This is a genomic window from Pseudomonas sp. DW-iso3, from assembly GCF_058725305.1.
On the sequence record NZ_JBZXDZ010000008.1, the window covers coordinates 14460 to 35853 of the forward strand.

Genomic DNA, 21394 nt, shown 5'->3' on the forward strand with positions numbered 1-21394 from the left:
CGACTCACCCACCGCGCGGCGCTGCAGCTTGCGCGGTTTAACACTTGCTCAAAGGAATAAACATGGAATGGCTGACCAATCCGGAAATCTGGATTGCCTTCTTCACCCTGACGGCCCTCGAGATCGTCCTGGGCATCGATAACATCATCATGATTTCGATCCTGGTCAGCCGCATGCCCAAGCATATGCAGGCGCGTACTCGGATCTTCGGCCTGGCGCTGGCGATGGTCACGCGCATCCTGTTGCTGCTGTCGATCACCTGGGTGATGCAACTGACCAACGACCTGTTCGTGGTGTTCGGCCAGGGCATCTCCGGTCGCGACCTGATCCTGTTCTTCGGTGGCCTGTTCCTGCTGTGGAAAAGCTCCCAGGAGATGTACCACGCGCTGGAAGGTGAAGACGAAACCCACGACGAGCCGAAGGGCGCCGGTGGCAAGTTCATCTACACCATCATTCAGATCGCGATCATCGACATCGTGTTCTCCCTGGACTCGGTGATCACCGCGGTGGGCATGGTCTCGCACGTACCGGTGATGGTCGCAGCGATCGTCGTGGCGGTACTGGTGATGATGCTGGCTGCCGGCACCATCAGCGAGTTCATCGACAAGCACCCTTCGCTGAAGATGCTGGCGCTGTCGTTCCTGCTGGTCGTCGGTACCGTGCTGATCGCCGAATCCTTCGATGTGCACGTGCCAAAAGGCTACGTCTACTTCGCCATGGCGTTCTCGCTGGCGGTGGAAGCGGTGAACATCAAGATGCGCACTGCCATCGCGAAAAAGAAGAAACAGCAGGATCCTGTGAAACTGCGCAAAGATATCCCGGGTCAATAACACTGACTCGCTGCTGAAAAAGGGGCTTTCGAGCCCCTTTTTCTCGTCTGCAAAAAGCTGATTTCATGACAGTTTTGTTTCAATCCCCAGTTTAGCTATGCGATGCTGGCGCAGAACCCATTCGCCAACTACAGCTTAATCACTAGACGTAGAACGGCAGCGGCAATTCTCATTTGCGTCGATTGGCGCACACCCATACGGGGGGCCGAGCATGCTGACCTTGCTCAATCTGCTTTCCGCCGTGACCCTGCTTATCTGGGGCACGCACATCGTCCGTACCGGCATCCTGCGGGTCTACGGTTCCAACTTGCGCCAAGTCATCGGGCAGAACATGTCCAAGCGCTGGCTGGCGTTTATCGCCGGTATCCTGGTGACTGCCATGGTGCAGAGCAGCAACGCCACGGCGATGCTGGTGACGTCCTTTGTCGGCCAGGGCTTGATGGGGCTGATGCCCGCCCTGGCGACGATGCTCGGCGCCGACGTCGGTACGGCGCTGATGGCGAGGGTGCTGACGTTCGACTTGTCCTGGCTATCGCCACTGCTGATCTTTCTCGGGGTGATTTTCTTCCTGTCGCGCAAACAGACGCGGGCAGGGCAGTTGGGACGCGTGGGGATCGGCCTCGGGCTGATCATTCTCGCGCTGCAACTCATCGTCGAAGCCGCTGGGCCTATCACCCATGCCCAGGGCGTCAAGGTGCTGTTCGCTTCCTTGACCGGCGACATCCTGCTCGACGCCTTGGTCGGCGCCTTATTCGCGATGATCTCCTACTCCAGCCTGGCCGCCGTCCTACTGACCGCCACCCTGGCCGGCGCCGGTGTGATCGGCTTGCACGTAGCCATCGGCCTGGTGATCGGCGCCAATATCGGCAGCGGTGTGCTGGCCTTCCTCAGCACCAGCATGCAGAACGCCGCCGGTCGCCAAGTCGCGCTGGGTAGCCTGTTGTACAAATTGATCGGCCTGTTGCTGATCATTCCGGTACTCGACCCGCTGGTGCTGTGGATGGACGGCCTGGACTACAGCGCCCAAGGCATGGTCATCACCTTCCACCTGCTCTACAACGTCACGCGTTGCCTCATTCTGCTGCCCACCATCGGGCCGATGGCACGGCTGTGTGCCTGGCTGCTGCCCGAGCGCGAAGAAACCAATGGCAAGGCCAAACCCCGTCATCTTGACCTGGCCGCGCTCGCCACGCCGAGCCTGGCATTGGCCAACGCTGCTCGGGAAACACTGCGCCTGGGCGACCTGATAGACAACATGCTCACCGCCATGCAGGAAGTACTGCGCGGCAAACAGACGGCCATCACCCAGGAAATGCGCAGCCTCAGCGACGACGTCGAATCGCTGTACAGCGCGATCAAACTCTACCTGGCGCAAATGCCCCGCGAAGACCTCAGCGAGCAAGACAGCCGGCGCTGGGCTGAAATCATCGAGCTGTCGATCAACCTGAAACTGGCCGGCGACCTGATCGAACGCATGCTGCGCAAAGTCCAGCAGCAGAAAACCTCCCAGCGTCGCCAGTTTTCCGAAGTCGGCCTGGAAGAACTCACCGGCCTGCACGGCCAGTTGATCGCCAACCTGCGCCTGGGCCTTTCGGTATTCCTCAGCGCCGACCCGGAAAGCGCTCGCCAATTGCTGCGCGAAAAACGCCGCTTCCGCGCCCAGGAACGCCGCCTGGCCCATGCCCACGTGAGCCGATTGCAGCGAAAAATCGTACAGAGTCTGGAGACCAGTTCCCTGCACCTGGAACTGATTGCGGACATGAAACGCCTCAACTCGTTGTTTTGCAGCAGTGCTTATGTAGTGTTGGAAACGTCCGACACCGGCGCGCTCTCCGCCGAAGATATTGCCGACATCACACATTCGCCCTGAACGGATGATGGCCCGTGAAGTCAGTTAACATTGACCTCACACGCCAGGAAGCTTGTTATGCGTCGCCTGTTGTTCGCTTGCCTACTCATGGGTTCTGCCCACGCCTTTGCCTTTGACCGTCTGCAAGTCGAGGGCTACACCTTGCCCAATGGCCTGCAATTGTTGCTCAAACCGGGCACCGAGCGCGGGCATGTGGCGATCCGCCTGGTGGTAGGCGTGGGCCTGGATGACTTCGGCTGCGAAGACAAGGAATTGCCACACCTGCTGGAACACTTGCTGTTCAGCGGTATCGACGGTGGCGGCGAAGGCGAGCTGGAAGACCGCATGCAGGCCCTGGGTGGCGAGTGGAACGCCTACACCAGCAACGCCGATACCACCTTCGTGATCGAGGCGCCCGCGCAGAACCAGCGCAAGGTGCTGGACCTGCTGCTGGCGATCATCACTCGCACCGAACTGACCGACGCCAATATCAACGCCGCCAAGCGCGTGGTCGAACGCGAAGACGGCGGCCACTACTCACACCTGCAACGCCTGCTGGACCGTCAGGACCTGGGCCACACGGCCAGCAACCAGCTGGCCGTTGAACTGGGGCTCAAGTGCGCCGAACGCGCCCAGGTCGACCACCTGACCCGCGACCAGTTGGAGAACCTGCGCAAACACTGGTACGCGCCCAACAACATGACCCTGATCATCGTCGGCGACCTCGACAAACTGCTGCCGGCCTATCTGGAACGCACCTACGGCCAACTCGAACCGGTCGAGCCCAGCGAACATTTGGCGCTGCCTGAGATCCAGCACGCCGCCGCCAGCCATCGTGAACTCATCCACGGCTGGGTCGGCGACGGTGCCAAGCTGCACTGGCTGTTCCCTGAACCTGTGCTGGACGACGGGCATGACGAAACCTACGACCTGCTCAAGGACTACCTCGACTGGGCGTTGTACCGCCAACTGCGCCTCAAGCATGGTTTGTCCTACGGCCCGTGGAGCGAGCGCGAAGTACTCGGCGGCGTTGGTTTCCTCAGCCTGAATGCCGACCTTGAGCGGGAAAATCTCCCCGAAGCCGAACAGGTACTCCAGGACCTCAAGGCACACCTGCTCAAGGACGGTCTCGACCCGGCGGTATTCGCCCGCCTGCAACAAGCCGCCATCGCCCGTCAGGCCTGGGCGGTGCAGGGCAACAGCGCGTTGGCCGATTACTACTGGAGCGCATCCGGGGATTACAACAAAGGTCACTTCAGCGACCCGGTCAAACGCATCAAAGCCGTGAGCCTGGACCAGACCAACCAGGCCATGCGCGACGTGTTCAAGCAGCCGGGCTACTGGCGCATCGAAAAACCGCTGCTGAGCTACGATGCTCTGAGCTGGATCGGCGCCGGGCTGCTCGGCTTCATCGCTATTGTATTGATCGGGCTACGGAGTTATCGCAAACGGATCGCGTAATGAGGCACCGAACGCCAGGCTAAGACGCTATTCTGTCTGGGATTTTTTCCTACAAAGACTGCGAACTGTCGAATGCAAACCCTGACCCGCTTGATCACCCGCATCCTCGAACTGATGAAGCGTTACCCAGGGGTGATTGCACTCGGCGGCTTCATCTCGGGTGTGGGCAGCTTCATCCTGGTGGATCGCCAGCAGGGCATGGCCAGTTGGATCGCGGTGATCATGCTGGTGAGCTGGCTGTGGCTGATGTTGGAAAACAGCTTCACCCAGCTGTTCGCCCAGGTCTTCAAGCGCGAAATCCCCGAACCGCTGCTGCGCTACGCGACCCAGATGATCCACCAGGAAAGTCTGTTTTTTGTGTTGCCGTTCTTTTTCATCACCACAGCGTGGAACAGCGGCCAATCGATTTTCACCGGCCTTCTCGGCGCGGCGGCGCTGGTGTCGATCGTCGACCCGCTGTACTACAAATGGCTGGCGCCCAAACGCTCACTGTTTCTCGCGCTGCACACCTTCACCCTGTTCGCCGCGCTGCTCACCGCGTTGCCGATCATTCTGCACCTGACCACTGCCGAGAGTTACAAACTCGCCTTGGGCGTGGCCATGGCATTGTCGATTCCAAGCCTGGCAGTGAGCTTGCCGCTGCGCAGTATCAAAGGCTGGGCGATGTTGCTCGGGGTCACGGCTGCGATTGGTTGCGCCGGGTGGTTCCTGCGCAGTTGGGTGCCACCGGCCACCTTGTGGATGACCGAAGTGGCCATCAGCACTGAGTTGCAAGACCGCACGCCAGGCGACGATCTCAAGGAAGTCACGGCCGCCCAACTGCGCAGCGGCGGGCTGTACGCCTACACCGCGATCAACGCGCCGCGCGGGTTGGACGAGCGGATCTATCACGTGTGGCAATTCAACGGTAAAGAGGTCGACCGTATCGCCCTGGATATTCACGGCGGGCGCAAAGAGGGCTATCGCGCCTGGACCCACAAGCAGAACTTCCCCGGCGACGCCGTAGGCCGCTGGCAGGTACGGGTGCTGACCGAAGACGGGCAGGTGATCGGCGTGCTGCGCTTCAAAGTGACGGACTCAGCACAAACGGACAACCCAAAGTAGGCAGGTTCATGCTATTACGTAAGAATTGCGGATAGCCAAACAAGCTCGGAGCTTATGACCCCCCCTACGACGGCCGGTGCAGCCCACCTCGATACGTCCACCACCCCGCCACAGCTGAGGATTACGGGGGACTGGACGCTTGCCCACTATGCCAGTCTGAAGAAGCTGTCAGACAAGCTCGACGGCCAATACGACGCTGGCGCGCGCATCGACCTTAACGGCCTAGGTGCCCTGGATACCGCCGGCGCCTCGCTGCTGGTGGAGTTGCTGGGGCCGACCCGCATCGAGCAATCTGCGGAGCAGACCGATTGCAGTTTGTCTGCCGCCGACCGCGCACTGCTCAAGACCGTCTACCGTTCCCTGAATGATTTTTGCGTGCCGGACAAGGCACCGGAAGAAGCTGCCGGGATTCAGGTGCTGGCCCGCATCGGTCGAGCCGTGGACACCGTCTGGCAGGACAGCAAGAAACTGCTGGGCTTTATCGGCCTGATTCTCGAAACCTTCGCCCGTGGCATTTTCCGACCCAAGCGCTGGCGCATCACGCCGATGGTCGCGCATATCGAACAGACCGGCCTCGATGCTGCGCCTATCGTAGCCTTGCTGACCTTTCTGGTGGGCGCGGTGGTGGCGTTCCTCGGGGCCACGGTGCTCAAGAGCTTCGGCGCGACGATTTTTACCGTGGACCTGGTGGCGTTCTCTTTTCTGCGCGAGTTTGGCGTACTGCTCACCGCGATCCTGATCGCCGGTCGTACGGCCAGTGCGTTTACCGCGCAGATCGGCTCGATGAAGGCCAACGAAGAAATCGACGCTATCCGCACGCTGGGCCTGGACCCAATGGAACTGTTGGTATTGCCGCGCGTGCTGGCGTTGCTGGTGTCCTTGCCGATGCTGACCTTCCTGGCAATGCTCTCAGGGATAGTCGGCGGTGGTGTGGTGTGCGCTGTAGCGCTGGATATTTCGCCAGCGATGTTTCTCTCGCTGCTGCAATCTGACATTGGTGTGCAGCATTTTCTGGTGGGCATGGTGAAAGCGCCGATCTTCGCTTTCCTGATCGCGGCCATCGGCTGCCTGGAAGGCTTCAAGGTCAGCGGCAGTGCTGAGTCCGTCGGCGCCCACACCACCTCCAGCGTGGTGCAATCGATCTTCGTGGTGATCGTGCTGGATGCGGTGGCCGCGCTGTTCTTCATGGAGATGGACTGGTGAGTCGCCTACACCGAGCGCCCGCCGAGGCGGTGATTGAAGTGCGCGGCCTGTGCAATCGCTTTGGCAGCCAGAGCGTGCACGAGAACCTCGACCTGGACTTGTACAAAGGCGAGATCCTCGCAGTGGTCGGCGGCTCCGGCAGCGGCAAGTCGGTGCTGCTGCGTAGCATCGTCGGCCTGCGTCGCCCCACTGAAGGTGAGGTGCGGGTGTTCGGCAAGAACCTGCCGAGCCTGCCGGAACATGAGCGCTCACTGGTGGAACGGCGCTTCGGCGTGTTGTTCCAGAAGGGCGCGCTGTTTTCCTCGCTGACTGTCACCGAGAACGTTGCACTGCCGTTGATCGAACACGCGGGCCTCAGCCGCCGTGACGCCGAGCATCTGGCCGCGGTGAAACTGGCCCTGGCCGGGCTGCCGCTGTCGGCAGCCGACAAGTACCCATCGTCGCTGTCCGGCGGCATGATCAAGCGCGCCGCCCTGGCCCGCGCGCTGGCGCTGGACCCGGATATCTTGTTTCTCGACGAACCCACCGCCGGCCTCGACCCGATTGGTGCGGCGCAATTCGACCAACTGATCCTGACCCTGCGCGATGCGTTGGGCTTGAGTGTGTTCCTGGTCACCCACGACCTGGACACGCTGTACACCATCACCGACCGCGTGGCGGTGCTGGCACAGAAGAAAGTGCTGGTGGCCGATGCCATCGATATCGTTTCGGAAACCGACGACGCGTGGATTCACGAATATTTCCACGGCCCCCGTGGCCGCGCGGCATTGGATGCCGCTCAATCGCTAGACGAGGTATGACATGGAAACCCGAGCCCATCATGTGATGATCGGTCTGTTCAGCGTGATCGTGGTGGTCGGCGCGATGCTGTTCGGCCTGTGGCTGGCCAAGTCCAGCGTCGACAGCGCCTTCCAGGACTACGAAGTGATCTTCAACGAGGCGGTCAGCGGCCTGTCCCAGGGCAGCGCGGTGCAGTACAGCGGGATCAAGGTGGGCGACGTCACCAGCCTGCGCCTGGACCCTAAAGACCCGCGCCGCGTTTTGGCACGCATCCGCCTAGCCGGACAGACACCGATCAAGGAAGACACCCAGGCCAAACTGGCGCTGACCGGCATCACCGGCACCTCGATCATCCAGCTCAGCGGCGGTACTCCGCAAAGTGCCGAGCTCAAGGGCAAGAACGGTGAGCTGCCGCAGATCATTGCGTCACCATCGCCCATCGCGCGCTTGCTGAACAACAGCAACGACCTGATGACCAGCATCAACCTGTTGCTGCACAACGCCAACCACATGTTCTCCCGCGAGAACGTCGAACGCCTGAGCAACACCCTGGACAATCTGCAGCAAACCACCGGTGCCATCGCCGACCAACGCGGCGATATCAAGGTGGTGATGCAACAACTGATGCAGGTGAGCAAACAAGCCAGCGCCGCCCTGGAACAGACCACCGTGCTGATGCGCAACGCCAACGGCTTGCTCAATGAACAAGGCAAGCAGGCCTTCGGCAGTGCCGAGCAGGCCATGAAATCCCTTGAACAAAGCACCGCGACCCTCAACACCTTGCTGACCAACAACAAGGACTCGGTGAACAGCGGCATGCAAGGCCTCAACGAACTGGCGCCGGCCGTGCGCGAACTGCGCGAAACCCTCGGTTCGCTGCGCGCCATCTCCCGCCGCCTGGAAGCCAACCCCAGCGGTTACCTGCTGGGCAGCGACAAGAACAAGGAGTTCACGCCATGAAGCGTGCTTACCAAATAATCGCCCCTGTAGCCTTGGCGCTGGTGAGCGCGTGCTCGATCCTGCCCAAGGCCGACCCTTCGGATGTGTATCGCCTGGCCACCGCGCAGACCACCAGCCAGGCCGCGCCGGTCAGTTGGTCACTGCGTGTGAACAAGCCGCAGACCAGCGAGTTTCTCGACAGCCCGCGCATTGCCGTGGTGCCCAATGGCGACCTGATCAGCAGTTATGCCAACTCGCGCTGGAGCGACCCGTCGCCGGTGTTGCTGCGCAACCGCTTTATGGATGGCTTCCAGCGCGATGGCCGGGTGACGCTGCTGAGCACCGACGATACCAATCTGCAGGCCGACTATGAGCTGGGCGGGCAATTGCAGGCGTTCCAGAGTGAGTACCACGGCAGTACGGTGGAGGTGGTGATTCGCCTGGATGCGAGGTTGGTGCGTGGGCGTGATCAGCGGATTATCGCCAGCCGACGCTTTGAGGTGAGGCAGCCGGTGAACGACACCCAGGTGCCGGCGGTGGTGGCCGGGTTTGGGCTGGCGGGGGATCAATTGAACAAGCAGGTGGTGGATTGGGTGGTTACGCAGGGCAATGCATCAGCGAAACGCTGAGGGCCTCTTCGCGAGCAAGCCCGCTCCCACAATCGACCGCGTTTCGTCAGGATGAACACGGTCTAATGTGGGAGCGGGCTTGCTCGCGAAAGCGGTACAAGCCTCAGCCAAAGAACCAGTAGCACACCGCAATCGCCGCCACGACACCGGCAAACTCTGCCAGCAACGCACATCCCACCGCATGCCTGGCGCGCTGAATCCCCACCGAACCAAAGTACACCGCCAACACATAAAAGGTGGTTTCCGTACTGCCCTGAATCGTCGCCGCCACCAGCGCCGGGAAGCTGTCCACGCCCTGGGTCTGCATGGTCTCGATCAGCATCGCCCGCGCGGCACTGCCGGAGAACGGCTTGACCATCGCAGTCGGCAAGGCATCGACAAAGCGCGTGTCCATGCCGGTCCAGGCGACCACATGGCGAATGCCTTCCAGGCCGAAATCCAGCGCGCCGGAAGCGCGCAACACACCGACGGCGCACAGCATCGCCACCAGGTACGGCAGCAGGTTCTTCGCAACGTCGAAGCCTTCTTTAGCCCCTTCGACGAAGGCCTCGTAGACCTTCACCTTGCGCAATGCGCCGATCACCAGGAACAACATGATCAAGCCGAACAGCGTGAGGTTGCCGAGGATCGACGACAAGCCCGCCAGCGCAGTCGCGGAAAGTGTCGCCAGCAACGCCATGAAGCCGCCCAAGACCAGTGCGCCCGGAATCAGATAGGCCAGCACCACCGGGTCCCATAGCCGCAGGCGCTGCATGATCGCCACCGAGAGCAGGCCGACGAGGGTTGAGGCGCTGGTCGCCAGCAGGATCGGCAGGAACACCAGCGTCGGATCCGCCGCGCCTTGCTGGGCGCGGTACATGAAGATGGTCACCGGCAACAGCGTCAGCGACGACGCGTTGAGCACCAGAAACAGGATCTGTGCGTTGCTTGCGGTGTTGGGGATTGGGTTGAGCTCCTGCAGCGCCTTCATCGCTTTTAAACCGATGGGCGTTGCCGCGTTATCCAGGCCCAGACCGTTGGCGGCGAAGTTGAGGGTGATCAAGCCGATGGCGGGGTGGCCGGCTGGCACTTCCGGCATCAGGCGGCGGAACAGCGGGCCGAGGGCCTTGGCCAGCCAATCGACGATCCCGGCCTTCTCGGCGATGCGCAGGAAACCCAGCCACAAGGTCAGGGTGCCGAACAGCAGCACCATCACTTCCACGGACAGCTTGGCCATGGCGAAAATGCTTTCGACCATTGCCGCGAAAATCCCGGCGTTACCGCCGACCAGCCATTGCGCCAGTGCCGACACCATTGCCACGACAAAGAAGCCAAGCCACAGGCCATTGAGCATCAGTTGAATCCCCCGAAGAATGGAGCGAATGATAGCGGGGCTGGCAGAAACGACAAACCCCGGAATTGTCCGGGGTTTGTCTTAGCGCTGTCGGCCTATCAGCTGCGGGTTGCTTGAGCAACCGGCGCGGCGTCCTTGCTGCGCCAGTGCGGCAGCGAGTTCCAGTAGCGCTCGCCCTTGGCGTCGTCGTACATGCCTTCCCAACGGGAGATGACCAACACGGCCAGGGCGTTGCCGATCACGTTCAAGGCGGTACGCGCCATGTCCATGATGCGGTCGACACCGGCGATAAACGCCAGGCCTTCCAGCGGAATGCCCACGCTGCCCAGGGTGGCCAGCAGCACCACAAACGACACGCCCGGGACACCGGCGATACCTTTGGAGGTGACCATCAGGGTCAGAACCAGCATCAATTGCTGGCCGACCGACAGGTCGATGCCATACAACTGGGCAATGAAGATGGCCGCGATGCTCTGGTACAGGGTCGAACCGTCGAGGTTGAACGAGTAACCGGTCGGCACCACGAAGCTGCAAATGGCTTTCGGCGCGCCGTAGGCTTCCATCTTCTCAATTACGCGCGGCAGCACGGTTTCAGAGCTGGCGGTGGAGTAGGCCAGGACCAATTCATCCTTGAAGATGCGCATCAGCTTGACCACCGAAAAGCCGAACAGGCGGGCAATCAGGCCGAGGATCACGAAGGCGAAGAACAGGATAGCGACGTAAACCAGGATCACCAGCTTGGCCAGCGGCAGCAAGGAGGCGAAGCCGAAGTTGGCGACGGTCACGGCGATCAGTGCGAATACGCCGATCGGGGCGTACTTCATGATCATGTGGGTGACTTTGAACATGCTCTCGGACACGCCCTGGAACATTGTCACCAGCGGCTCGCGCAGATCAGGCTTGAGGCTCGACAAGCCGAGGCCGAACAGCACGGAGAAGAAGATGATCGGCAACATCTCGCCACGGGCAACAGCAGCGAAGATATTCGACGGGATCAGGTTGAGGATGGTCTCGATGAACGCATGCTCATGCTGCACTTCGGCGGCAGTGGCGGTGTACTTCGAGATGTCGACGGTACCCAGGGTACTCATGTCGATGCCTGCACCCGGGTGGAACAGGTTGGCCAGCAACAGTCCGACCACGATGGCGATGGTGGTGACGATTTCGAAGTAAAGGATGGTTTTGACGCCGATACGCCCGAGCTTCTTCGCATCACCGACACCGGCAATGCCGACGATCAGCGAGGAAATCACAATCGGGATCACGATCATCTTGATCAGGCGGATAAAGATATCGCCCGCTGGCTGCAACACATTGCTGATCCACCAGGCCTTTTCAGCACTGAAATGGTTGAGCACTGCACCGATTGCGATCCCCAGCACCAAACCGATGAGGATCTGCCAGGCGAGGCTTAGCTTTGCCTTCTTCATGTCATTACCCTTACTTCAAGTGAACTTAAGGCAAATGCGCCAGCTGCAACGCTCGAGAGCGAAAAAGTGTGTGCATCTGCCTCCATGGAAGGTCACCGCAGCGTGGCCGAAATGGCTTACTGGCAGGCGAAAAAAGGCGCAACTATTCCCATGCAAGGGGGCGACGTCTAATGCCGTAAACGCCTACCCTATGCCGAATCGGCATGGCTTTTTTTAATAATAACTGTCCGAACGGTCAGTTCAAATGTGACATTTTGTCCAGCAAACATGCCGTGAACCTGCCAAACCCGGCTCGCGCAGAGAATCAGGACGTCTCTGGAGCGTTGGCAGAAATGCCTGGGATTACCGCTGCTTAGCGTCGGAAATGTCCGATGGGCCTGGCCAAATTTTATCGATAGATGGTCGACCCGACACACTAAGTAATGGTTGGGAAAGTGCAGAAAGGAATTTTGCGGCTATGAGGGACATAAGAAGCGGCAATGAGCCTGATAAGCCCGTCGCAGGTTCAGCAAGCCATGAGCTTGTGAACCTGCGCCGCAGCTTTTCGCCTGACCCGGCCCTTGCGCAGGCACTCCCTGTACCCGTAGGTCACGCCGATCGCAATTGATCAGAGCAACCCGGCCCCCTGGTCATGCACCCCCTCTTTTCAGGCGGTGCAGACAGAAAGAAGCGTGGGGCTTCTTTCTATGGACGCTCGCCCCGTAGACGACACTCGCGTCAGACGGAACCTAGTACCAATTAGGATCTTTCTTCAGCTGCTCCATGAGCAACTTCTGCATGCCTTCATCCGGCTTACCGATAAACCGGTAATCGGCATGCCGCGTCGGGGATTTATCCGCCGGCAGGCCGGCAGGGACTTCCACCAACATGGCGTAGGCATCTTCCTTGTCTAGGCTGAAGGCAACGATCAGGCGCTTGTTCAGGCAGGTGTCCGCGGTTTCGCAGAGCGGCCCGACCAAGTACTTGTCGCCGTCTTCTTCCACGGCATTCATCTGCTCGGCGGTGCCTGACAGGTTCATGACCCATTCCGGCAGACGCTCTTCTTTCTTCACCACGCCTTGCCAGGTCTCACGGTATTGCGGATCCGCGCTGAGCAATTCGTTGGCTCGGGACTGACCGTCGTTGGCGGCCATTGCCAAGCCGCTACCGCCCAGAAGCAGGGCGGCAGTAATGGCTTTGAAGGACAAAGTGGTCATTTTCAGCCTCGGCCGCGACGACCAAAGAAGAAGGAAGCGATGAACATCACCAGGAAGACCACAAACAGAATTTTTGCGATACCCGTGGCGGTGCCCGCGATACCACCGAAGCCCAGGACTGCAGCCACAATGGCGATGATCAGAAATGTGATTGCCCAACTCAACATGGTGATTCTCCTTACGCTTCTTTAAGAGGTAACAGCGGTAGTGCCGTGCGACCACTCAACACGAGTGGCCGTTTGGTGCCTAGAACACCCAACGGTCTTGGGATGGCAGCTCACTCAGGGAAGAGCCCTGGTCAACCATCCGCAATTGCGGGGCTGTTGCATCGGCAGCTACGCTGCCAACGGAACGGAAATGGGTCTGGGTCATGACTGGTCGTTCAAACTGGGGAATCTGCTGCTGACTCTGCTGCCAATGTTGCAGCTGCTGGCCGCCAATCAACGTGACCATCAGGGCCAGGCTGGCAAACAGACCTTGCTGCAAGCGCAGTGGCGATACACGCAGTTGGTTGAGGCTTTGGCGAGTCATGCTGCTGTTCTCCCGCATTTGATTATTCGTTGGGAGAGCTATTGCAGAGCGCATGCCAGCTTTTTTACAAAATAAAACCCAATAAAATCAATGAGTTAAATATTCTCAATCCAACTAGAGCACAGCATCCTGCACGATGCCCTCTCGGAGGCCGTGCGAAATGCACGATGTCCAGCGGTCGGATCGAGGGATAGAACCGGCAAAGCGAGTTGCCGAAGTAGCAAGACGGCATGAAACGCCATCAAGCGGGGCTTTGTAGAAAGGGATGCAGATATCTGCGCGACGCGGCCTTTTATCGATCAGAATAAACCATGCAACTTGCCCGATTATTACGGGACTAAACACCATCATTCATAGTTTAAGGAGCGCGGGACAGATGGAATCAGCCAAGGAACTTCAAGGCCGCATTCTTTTAGTGGATGACGAGTCCGCGATCCTCCGCACCTTCCGCTATTGCCTGGAAGATGAAGGCTACACCGTTGCCACTGCGAACAGCGCGGCCCAGGCCGATGCCCTGATGCAGCGCCAGGTCTTCGACCTTTGTTTCCTCGACCTGCGACTGGGCGAAGACAACGGCCTGGATGTGCTGGCTCAGATGCGAATCCAGGCGCCATGGATGCGCGTAGTGATTGTCACCGCCCATTCGGCAGTCGATACCGCCGTTGATGCCATCCAGGCCGGTGCTGCCGACTATCTGGTCAAGCCTTGCAGCCCCGACCAGTTGCGCCTGGCCACCGCCAAGCAGTTGGAAGTGCGTCAGCTCTCCGCGCGCCTCGAAGCCCTTGAGGGCGAAGTACGCCAGCCGAAAGACGGCCTCGACTCCCACAGCCCGTCGATGATGGTGGTGCTGGAAACCGCGCGCCAGGTGGCCGGCACAGATGCCAACATTCTGATCCTGGGCGAATCCGGCACCGGTAAAGGCGAGTTGGCCCGCGCTATTCACGGCTGGAGCAAGCGTTCGAAAAAATCCTGCGTCACCATCAACTGCCCGTCGCTGACGGCAGAGTTGATGGAAAGTGAATTGTTTGGTCATAGCCGCGGTGCATTTACCGGCGCGAGTGAAAGCACCTTGGGCCGCGTCAACCAGGCAGACGGCGGCACGCTTTTTCTCGACGAAATCGGCGACTTTCCCCTCACGTTGCAACCCAAATTGCTGCGATTTATTCAGGACAAGGAATACGAACGCGTCGGCGACCCGGTCACCCGCCGCGCCGATGTGCGCATCCTTGCAGCCACCAACCTGAACCTGGAAGACATGGTCCGCGACGGCCGTTTCCGCGAAGACTTGCTGTACCGCCTCAACGTGATCACCTTGCACCTGCCGCCGCTGCGCGAGCGCAGTGAAGACATCCTGACCCTGGCCGACCGCTTCCTGGCACGCTTCGTCAAGGAATACGCTCGCCCCGCGCGCGGTTTCAGTGATGAAGCGCGTGAAGCACTGCTCAACTACCGCTGGCCGGGCAATATCCGCGAGCTGCGTAACGTGGTGGAGCGCGCCAGCATCATTTGCCCGCAAGAGAAGGTGGAAATCACCCACCTGGGGATGGCCGAGCAGCCTGGCAACAACGCGCCACGCATTGGCGCGGCGCTGAGCCTGGACCAGCTGGAAAAAGCCCATATCGGCGCCGTACTTGCCACCAGCGACACCCTGGACCAGGCAGCCCGCACCTTGGGCATCGACGCGTCGACCTTGTACCGCAAACGCAAACAGTACAACCTGTGAGCTGTACCTTATGAAGTTAGCGATGAAGCTGCGCACTCGGCTGTTCCTGAGTATCTCAGCGTTGATCACGGTCGCCCTGTTGGGTTTGATCCTGGGCCTGGTCAGCGTCATGCAAATGGCCAAGACCCAGGAATCCCTGATTCGCAGCAACTTCATTACACTGGACCTGGGGCTGAAGCTACGCCAGAGCCTGGGCGATCAATTGATCATGATGCTGGAGGACCGCCCCGACCCCGAGGCACTGAAAGCCTCCAAGCAACATTACTTCGACCTGCTGGACCAGGGCATTGCCCATGAACAGCGCGACAATCGTGGGAGTGGATTCAGCCTGGCCCGAAGCCAGTATCAGGACCTGTTGGATGCGTTTGACGAATCCCAGCAACCGACGCCCCCTCCAGGCGCCAAGGAAAAGCTCACTGAAACCTTCAATGCCTTGCGCAATGGCCTGATCAACGAGCACAAGCAGGCACTGGAAAACATCAGCAACAGCGAACACAAGTCTCGCGAGCGCGCTTTGCTGATCGCCGGTTTGCTGGGATTGGTGGGGCTTGCGGTGTTAATCATTGGATTTGTCACAGCCCACGGCATTGCCCGGCGTTTCGGCGGCCCGATCGAAGCGTTGGCCAAAGCCGCCGACAAGATCGGCCAGGGCGATTTCGAAGTGACGCTGCCGATCTCGTCCGCAGCAGAAATGAACCTACTGACCCGCCGGTTCGGCATCATGGCCGAAGCGTTGCGCCAGCATCAGGCGACCAATGTCGATGAACTGCTGGCCGGCCAACAGCGCCTGCAAGCTGTACTCGACAGCATCGACGATGGCCTGCTGATGATCGACCGTCAGGGCCGCCTGGAACACCTCAACCCTGTAGCCCAGCGCCAATTGGGCTGGGATGAGGAACGCCTCGGTCAAGGCCTTGGCGAAGCACTGGTACGCCCCGAGTTGGATGAGCAGCTGCAACTGGTACTGCGTGGCGGCAGCCTGGAGCGAGCGCCGGAGGATTTGGAGGTGGAGGTCGAAGGTGAATTGCGCCTGCTGACCTACAGCCTGACCCCCGTCAGTCATACCCAGGGGCATATTCTCGGTGCGGTGATGGTGCTGCATGACGTCACCGAACAACGCGCCTTCGAACGGGTACGCAGCGAGTTTGTACTACGCGCTTCCCATGAGCTGCGTACGCCGGTGACCGGAATGCACATGGCCTTCGGGCTGTTCCGCGAGCGTGCGAAGTTTCCGGCGGAGTCCCGTGAAGCGGATTTGCTGGATACGGTCAATGAAGAAATGCAACGCCTGATGCAGTTGATCAATGACCTGCTCAACTTCTCGCGCTACCAGAACGGCCTGCAGAAACTCACCTTGGGGCCATGCGATGTGACTGACCTGCTGGAACACGCCCGTGCGCGCTTCGTCGAGCCGGCCAATGCGCAAAACATCGAACTGCTGGTAGAAGCCCAATCCGACCTGCCCCGCTTGTATGCGGACCAGGCACAACTGGAACGGGTGCTCGACAACCTGCTGGGCAACGCCCTGCGCCACACGGCGGCCGGTGGGCAGATTCGCCTGCAGGCGCGCCGTCATGGCGAGCGAGTGATTGTCAGCGTCGAGGACAACGGCGAAGGCATCGCTTATGGGCAACAGGGACGAATCTTCGAGCCGTTCGTCCAGGTGGGCCGCAAGAAAGGTGGCGCCGGCCTGGGCCTGGCGCTGTGCAAGGAAATCGTGCAACTGCACGGCGGCCGCATGGGCGTGTATTCGCGGCCGGGGCAGGGCACTCAATTCTATATGGCGTTGCCGCTTTAATTTCGGTTCAACGCACGCAGGATTGCGGCGCTTTCCGCATCCGGTGTGCCGTCGAAGAGTGACGGCCGGAAACGCATCTGAAACGCCGCAATGACATGACGCGTGGCGACATCCAGTTCGCCGGTCTGGGGCGTCTGGTAGCCCAGGCGTGCCAATTCTTCCTGGAACCAGGTGATGCTCGGCAGCTCAGCGGCATATTGCACTTGGAACCGCGCAACAGCCTGGGCATTCGGCCATACGCCCAACCCTTCATCGGCCAGGCGCTTCCAGGGAAACAAAGGGCCCGGGTCCAGTTTGCGCAACGGTGCGATGTCACTGTGGCCAATGATGTTCTTGGGATCGATGCCGTTGCGCTTGCTGATGTCCTTGAGCAGCACCACCAGGGATTTAACCTGCGCCTCCGAGTACGGGTACCACACGCGACCGGTCGGGGTGTCTTTGTAGCCAGGATTGACGATCTCGATGCCGATGGAGCTGGAGTTGAGCCAGGTGCGCCCCATCCATTCGCTTTCGCCGGCATGCCAGGCGCGCTGACTCTCATCAACGAGCTTGTAGATGGTGCCGGAGGCATCGTCGCCGATCAGGTAATGGCTGCTGACTTGGCCATGGGTGAGCAATGCCAGGGAGCGTTCAAGGTTGGTGGAGGTGTAGTGGACAATCACGAACTGCACGCGATTGTCGTGATTCACCGAAGGATGGCTGGTGTCCATGCGCGGGCCGCTGGCACAACCTGCAAGCAGAAGAAACACAAAGGCGAAGTACAAGGATTTCATGGCGGAAGACAGTACACTGAAGACGATAATGCAACAGTGTAACGTACCCTTTGTGACCCGACCGTCAAATTACAAAATGGAACATCTTTTAGGCAGGCTGCACCCGGTTCCTTCCCGCCGCCTTGGCCCGATACAACGCCTCATCAGCACGTTTGAGCGCCAGGTCACTGCGCTCTCCCGGCTGGAACTGCGCCACACCCATTGAAACGGTGATCGTCACCGGCTCGCCCTTGAAGTGAAACGGGCACGCTTCAATCGCTGCGCGCAATACTTCGCCCGCCGCCAGCGCATCCGTCAGGGATGAGTCCGGCATTAGCAATACAAACTCCTCCCCACCAAAGCGCGCGATAAAGTCGGTCGAACGCAGACGCTTGCGCAGTACGTTGGCGATGATTTTCAGCACTTTGTCACCCGCCAAGTGACCATAGCCATCGTTGATGCGCTTGAAGTGATCCAGGTCCAGCATCGCCAGCGAGAGGCTGTTGCCACGCTGGTGCCAAGTGTTGACCTCCTGATCGAGGCGCTCGCTCCAGGCTGCGCGGTTGGGCAGCCCAGTGAGCGGATCGATCAAGGCTTTCTGGCGTTGGACCTCCAGATGCTCGCGATAGCCCTGAGCCTCCTGCTCCATATTGGCAACGCGCTCGGCCAAGCCTTTCAAACGCGCTGCCGTTTCCTGCTCGCGCTGGTCACGCTGCTGTTGGTGCTCGTCCATCGTCCCGAGCAGGCCTTCGAGATGGCTCTCCAGTACGTGCTTGAGGCTGTCCAGGTCGGCCGCGCCCTGCACGCTGCTTTGCAGGCCATCGACCTGTTCGCGGATCTGCGTGTCCAGCTCGCGGGCCGCGGAGCGACTATCGGCGTGGCCATCGCTGGCAACCTGCAGGTGCCCCTGGAATGCTTCTAGGCGCTCGTTAAGCTGCTTGAGGTAAGCCTCGAACTCATGCTGGCCGCTGTCGGTGATCGCCAGCATCAACACCGCCAAGTCATCAAGGATAGGCAGCAGCTCGTACCAGTTCAGGCCATGGGCCAGGCGTTCGCGCATCGCTTCGGCCTGCGGCCGGTGGCGTTCGGGCAGCGAGAGCTCTTCCAGCAGGCCGAGCAGGGTGTCCTCGATGTGTTTGGCCACGGAGCTGTAGGACGGCTCCGGCGAGTCGGGCAAGGCATAGGTGCCGTCCGCTTGCAGCTCGTCGGGATCAGGCTCCTCGACCTCCAGCACCGGAGGGAGCGACAGACTGCCAATGGCAGTCTCATCCGGGGTTTCGACCTGAATTTCAGGTGTTTCGATGAAGGCGGCGAGGGCGCTTTCCGTTGCAGGCGCTTCGACTTGAGGCTCGGGCTCGGGCTCGACACGCGCTACGGGTGTTTCAATGGGTGCGGAGCGAGGCGGGGCTTCGTAGACGAACGTTTCGCTGGAGGCGTCAGCCACCTTGATGGGCGCGGCGTGCTCAATGACAGGGGCGACCGTTTCTTGAGGCTGTGGCGTAAAGGCGCGCAACGCTTGCTTCAGTTCCTCGGATTGCTCGGGCGGCTGTGCCTCGGCAGCGGCTGGTTTGGTCGGCGCAGGCTGCGGGGCCGGGCGAGGTGTCGGTTCGTTTGCCACCACCTCATTCGCGACGTCCTTGGAACCAAACAGGCGCTGTAAAAGCCCCGGCCCCGAACGCGCGGTATCGCCATCCGGCTCCAGGTTGTTGAGCGCCTGGCCTTGCAGGCCGCTCAACTCGCTGAGCAGCAAAGGGATCTCACGTGCCTGGCTGACCCGACCGTCCAACTGCTTGGCGAACGTTTTCAGTGGCCGGGCCACTTCACGCGGTAATGGCAGTTTTTGCAGCTGGGTGACCAAGGCCGTCAGCGCGGTACTGATCTGGTCGACTCGGGTTTCGCGGCGCTGCTCTGAATCCAGCACCGCCTTTTCCAGGCGCGGCAGCAAGGCGGCGAGGGCGGCGTCCATATCATCAGTGCGGACAACGTCACGCATTTCCTTCATGCATTGGTCAACCGCGCGGTCGGTGCCTTCAGCGGCCAGGGTGCTGCGCACCAGCCCACGGCGCAGCAGGTCGAGGCGGGCGGCCCAACGGCGTTCGAGCTTTTCTTGTTGCTCGATGCTTTTAAGGTATTTTTCTTTCCAGCGCTGGGCGTCGTCGCTCATGCAAGGGGTCCGCGAGGGCCGGGGCTCAACGCGGGCAATGCATCAGCCGTGAGCGAACCCGGCAGACGAATCTCTACCGCGACCGGCAGGTGATCGGAGATGGGCTGCGCCAGCACCTGCACACTCTCAAGTGTGAGGGTAGGACTGAGCAGGATATGATCAAGACAGCGTTGCGGACGCCAGCTGGGGAACGTGGCTTCGGCTTGCGGCGCCAGCAGCCCGAGGTCGCGCAACGGAGAATTCTGCAGCAGGTCGCTGGCGTGGGTGTTCATGTCCCCCATCAGCACCTGGTGTTTGTAATTGCCAATCAGCTCTCGGATGTAGGCCAGTTGCATGGTGCGGGTGCGAGCCCCCAGCGCCAGATGCATCATCACCACCACCAAGGCTTCCGGGCCTTCGCCAAACCGTACGAGGATCGCACCCCGGCCCTTGGGGCCTGGCAGCGGGTGATCTTCGATAGCCGAGGGCTTCAAGCGACTCAGCACGCCATTGCTGTGCTGCGCCAGACGCCCGAGGTTGCGATTGAGTTGCTGGTACCAGTAAGGGAAGGCACCGAGCTGGGCCAAGTGCTCCACCTGGTTGATGTAACCGGAGCGCATGCTGCCGCCGTCGGCTTCCTGCAAGGCAACCAGGTCGAAATCGTTCAACAGCTTGCCGATCTTTTGCAGGTTGCCGGCACGCCCGTTGTGGGGCAGCAGGTGCTGCCAGCCACGGGTGAGGTAATGCCGGTACTTTTCGGTACTGATGCCTACCTGGATATTGAAGCTCAGCAGGCGCAGGCGGCTGTCTGCCGGCAGGCCCGTGGATTCCAGGTGATGTTCGTTGACCTGCGGATCATGCAGGCCAACCACACGTTCGGTACCCCAGCGGCGCATGACGGGCCCCTTACTTGGCTGCGCGCTCTTTGGCGATCAGTTGGTCGGCAACATTGAGGGTCTGCTCAGGACCACCGGAGGTGCCCAGGTCAAACCGGTATTTGCCATTGACGATCATGGTCGGTACGCCCTGCACGCCGTACTTCTGCGCCAGTTCTTTAGCCTGTTTGATCTGGCCCTGGATGGCGAAGGAGTTGAAGGTGGCCAGGAACTTGTCCTTGTCTACACCTTGGGTGGCGACGAAGTCAGCCATTTCGTCCGGCTTGGTCAGGCGCTTGCCCTGCTTCTGGATCGCATCGAATACCGCGTTGTGGACCTTGTGTTCCACACCCATGGCTTCCAGGGTCAGGAACAACTGGCCGTGGGCATCCCATGGGCCGCCGAACATAGCCGGGATGCGCCGGAAGTTCACGTCCTTGGGCAGTTTCTCAACCCATGGGTTGATGGTCGGCTCAAAGGCGTAGCAATGCGGGCAGCCGTACCAGAACAGCTCCACCACTTCGATCTTGCCAGGTTCCGAAACCGGAACCGGGTTAGCCAATTCAACGTAGGTTTTACCGGCTTCAAGCGGCACGTCGGCAGCTTGTGCGGTCATGCCGAAGAGGCTGGCAGTGACGAGAGCGGCGCTGAGGATCAGATTACGCATGCTTTACTCCTGGACAAATAAAGTCGCCTCACGCGACCTTTGTTGTGACAGGTCTACGCGGGCATGAGTTCGTTAGTGTAACGGCACCGGCCACAAAAAAGGGCGGCCTGGGCCACCCTTTTTATGCTTGCATCGCGGGATTAATCGAGTG

Annotated in this window: 19 protein-coding genes; 10 read left to right on the top strand and 9 right to left on the bottom strand. The window is 60.4% G+C overall.

Translation table 11 applies throughout. The features are described from left to right. The first annotated feature begins 62 nt into the window (after positions 1-62). From AC4PS7_RS22580 to AC4PS7_RS22615, 8 genes are all read left to right on the top strand, one after another. A complete protein-coding gene (locus tag AC4PS7_RS22580) occupies positions 63-830 on the top strand; it encodes a TerC family protein (RefSeq protein ID WP_010207863.1) in 768 nt (255 codons plus the stop codon). Positions 831-1041: 211 nt separating this feature from the next. Next, positions 1042-2700, top strand: coding sequence for a Na/Pi cotransporter family protein (locus AC4PS7_RS22585; RefSeq protein ID WP_038452474.1), 1659 nt, complete (start codon positions 1042-1044; stop codon positions 2698-2700). A gap of 57 nt (positions 2701-2757) precedes the next feature. Further along, on the top strand, positions 2758-4140 hold the full coding sequence (locus tag AC4PS7_RS22590) for a M16 family metallopeptidase (RefSeq protein ID WP_010207858.1): 1383 nt from the start codon (positions 2758-2760) through the stop codon (positions 4138-4140). A 72-nt stretch (positions 4141-4212) separates the two neighbouring features. Then, the gene (locus AC4PS7_RS22595; RefSeq protein ID WP_010207857.1) at positions 4213-5244 is read left to right on the top strand and encodes a DUF5924 family protein; all 1032 of its coding nucleotides are present in this window, start codon (positions 4213-4215) and stop codon (positions 5242-5244) included. Between the two features lie 54 nt (positions 5245-5298). Continuing rightward, positions 5299-6447, top strand: a complete 1149-nt coding sequence (locus AC4PS7_RS22600; RefSeq protein ID WP_047542361.1) for an ABC transporter permease — start codon at positions 5299-5301, stop codon at positions 6445-6447. Continuing rightward, positions 6444-7247 (top strand): ABC transporter ATP-binding protein, encoded by an 804-nt coding sequence (locus AC4PS7_RS22605; RefSeq protein WP_044286413.1) that lies wholly within the window; start codon positions 6444-6446, stop codon positions 7245-7247. The genes AC4PS7_RS22600 and AC4PS7_RS22605 overlap by 4 nt, the downstream gene beginning before the upstream one ends. A 1-nt stretch (position 7248) precedes the next feature. Continuing rightward, positions 7249-8187, top strand: coding sequence for an MlaD family protein (locus tag AC4PS7_RS22610; protein WP_010207852.1), 939 nt, complete (start codon positions 7249-7251; stop codon positions 8185-8187). Then, the gene (locus AC4PS7_RS22615; RefSeq protein ID WP_042571123.1) at positions 8184-8795 is read left to right on the top strand and encodes an ABC-type transport auxiliary lipoprotein family protein; all 612 of its coding nucleotides are present in this window, start codon (positions 8184-8186) and stop codon (positions 8793-8795) included. Before AC4PS7_RS22610 ends, AC4PS7_RS22615 begins: the two co-directional genes overlap by 4 nt. 103 nt (positions 8796-8898) lie before the next feature. Here the strand turns inward: AC4PS7_RS22615 and AC4PS7_RS22620 are convergent, their stop codons facing one another. From AC4PS7_RS22620 to AC4PS7_RS22640, 5 genes are all read right to left on the bottom strand, one after another. Beyond that, positions 8899-10128: a nucleoside recognition domain-containing protein gene (locus tag AC4PS7_RS22620; RefSeq protein ID WP_010207849.1), complete on the bottom strand. Its 1230-nt coding sequence runs from the start codon at positions 10126-10128 to the stop codon at positions 8899-8901. A 98-nt stretch (positions 10129-10226) separates the two neighbouring features. After that, positions 10227-11558: a glutamate/aspartate:proton symporter GltP gene (gene gltP / locus AC4PS7_RS22625; protein WP_492179753.1), complete on the bottom strand. Its 1332-nt coding sequence runs from the start codon at positions 11556-11558 to the stop codon at positions 10227-10229. Positions 11559-12286: 728 nt separating this feature from the next. Beyond that, the gene (locus tag AC4PS7_RS22630; RefSeq protein WP_010207846.1) at positions 12287-12754 is read right to left on the bottom strand and encodes an inhibitor of vertebrate lysozyme family protein; all 468 of its coding nucleotides are present in this window, start codon (positions 12752-12754) and stop codon (positions 12287-12289) included. Positions 12755-12756: 2 nt separating this feature from the next. Further along, positions 12757-12921: a DUF1328 domain-containing protein gene (locus AC4PS7_RS22635; protein ID WP_003170804.1), complete on the bottom strand. Its 165-nt coding sequence runs from the start codon at positions 12919-12921 to the stop codon at positions 12757-12759. A 79-nt stretch (positions 12922-13000) separates the two neighbouring features. Beyond that, entirely contained in the window at positions 13001-13285 is a 285-nt protein-coding gene (locus AC4PS7_RS22640) for a hypothetical protein (protein ID WP_029529043.1), read from the bottom strand. A 376-nt stretch (positions 13286-13661) separates the two neighbouring features. On the opposite strand from AC4PS7_RS22640, the gene algB reads away from it, so the two are divergent. Together algB and AC4PS7_RS22650 are read left to right on the top strand one after the other, a co-directional pair. Further along, the gene (gene algB, locus AC4PS7_RS22645) at positions 13662-15008 is read left to right on the top strand and encodes a sigma-54-dependent response regulator transcription factor AlgB (protein ID WP_010207843.1); all 1347 of its coding nucleotides are present in this window, start codon (positions 13662-13664) and stop codon (positions 15006-15008) included. Between the two features lie 10 nt (positions 15009-15018). Further along, complete coding sequence (locus AC4PS7_RS22650; RefSeq protein WP_069672986.1) at positions 15019-16806, top strand: ATP-binding protein; 1788 nt, start codon at positions 15019-15021, stop codon at positions 16804-16806. On the opposite strand, the gene AC4PS7_RS22655 is transcribed toward AC4PS7_RS22650, so the two are convergent. From AC4PS7_RS22655 to dsbA, 4 genes are all read right to left on the bottom strand, one after another. Continuing rightward, positions 16803-17579 carry an N-acetylmuramoyl-L-alanine amidase gene (locus tag AC4PS7_RS22655; protein ID WP_010207840.1) on the bottom strand — a complete coding sequence of 259 codons (777 nt, stop codon included), beginning with the start codon at positions 17577-17579 and terminating at the stop codon, positions 16803-16805. The two genes, AC4PS7_RS22650 and AC4PS7_RS22655, sit on opposite strands and share 4 nt — an antisense overlap. An 88-nt stretch (positions 17580-17667) precedes the next feature. Next, entirely contained in the window at positions 17668-19722 is a 2055-nt protein-coding gene (locus tag AC4PS7_RS22660) for a GGDEF domain-containing protein (RefSeq protein WP_042571121.1), read from the bottom strand. Continuing rightward, entirely contained in the window at positions 19719-20597 is an 879-nt protein-coding gene (locus tag AC4PS7_RS22665) for an endonuclease/exonuclease/phosphatase family protein (protein WP_010207836.1), read from the bottom strand. The genes AC4PS7_RS22660 and AC4PS7_RS22665 overlap by 4 nt, the downstream gene beginning before the upstream one ends. A 10-nt stretch (positions 20598-20607) precedes the next feature. Then, a complete protein-coding gene (gene dsbA, locus AC4PS7_RS22670; protein WP_010207835.1) occupies positions 20608-21243 on the bottom strand; it encodes a thiol:disulfide interchange protein DsbA in 636 nt (211 codons plus the stop codon). Between the last annotated feature and the right edge of the window lie 151 nt (positions 21244-21394).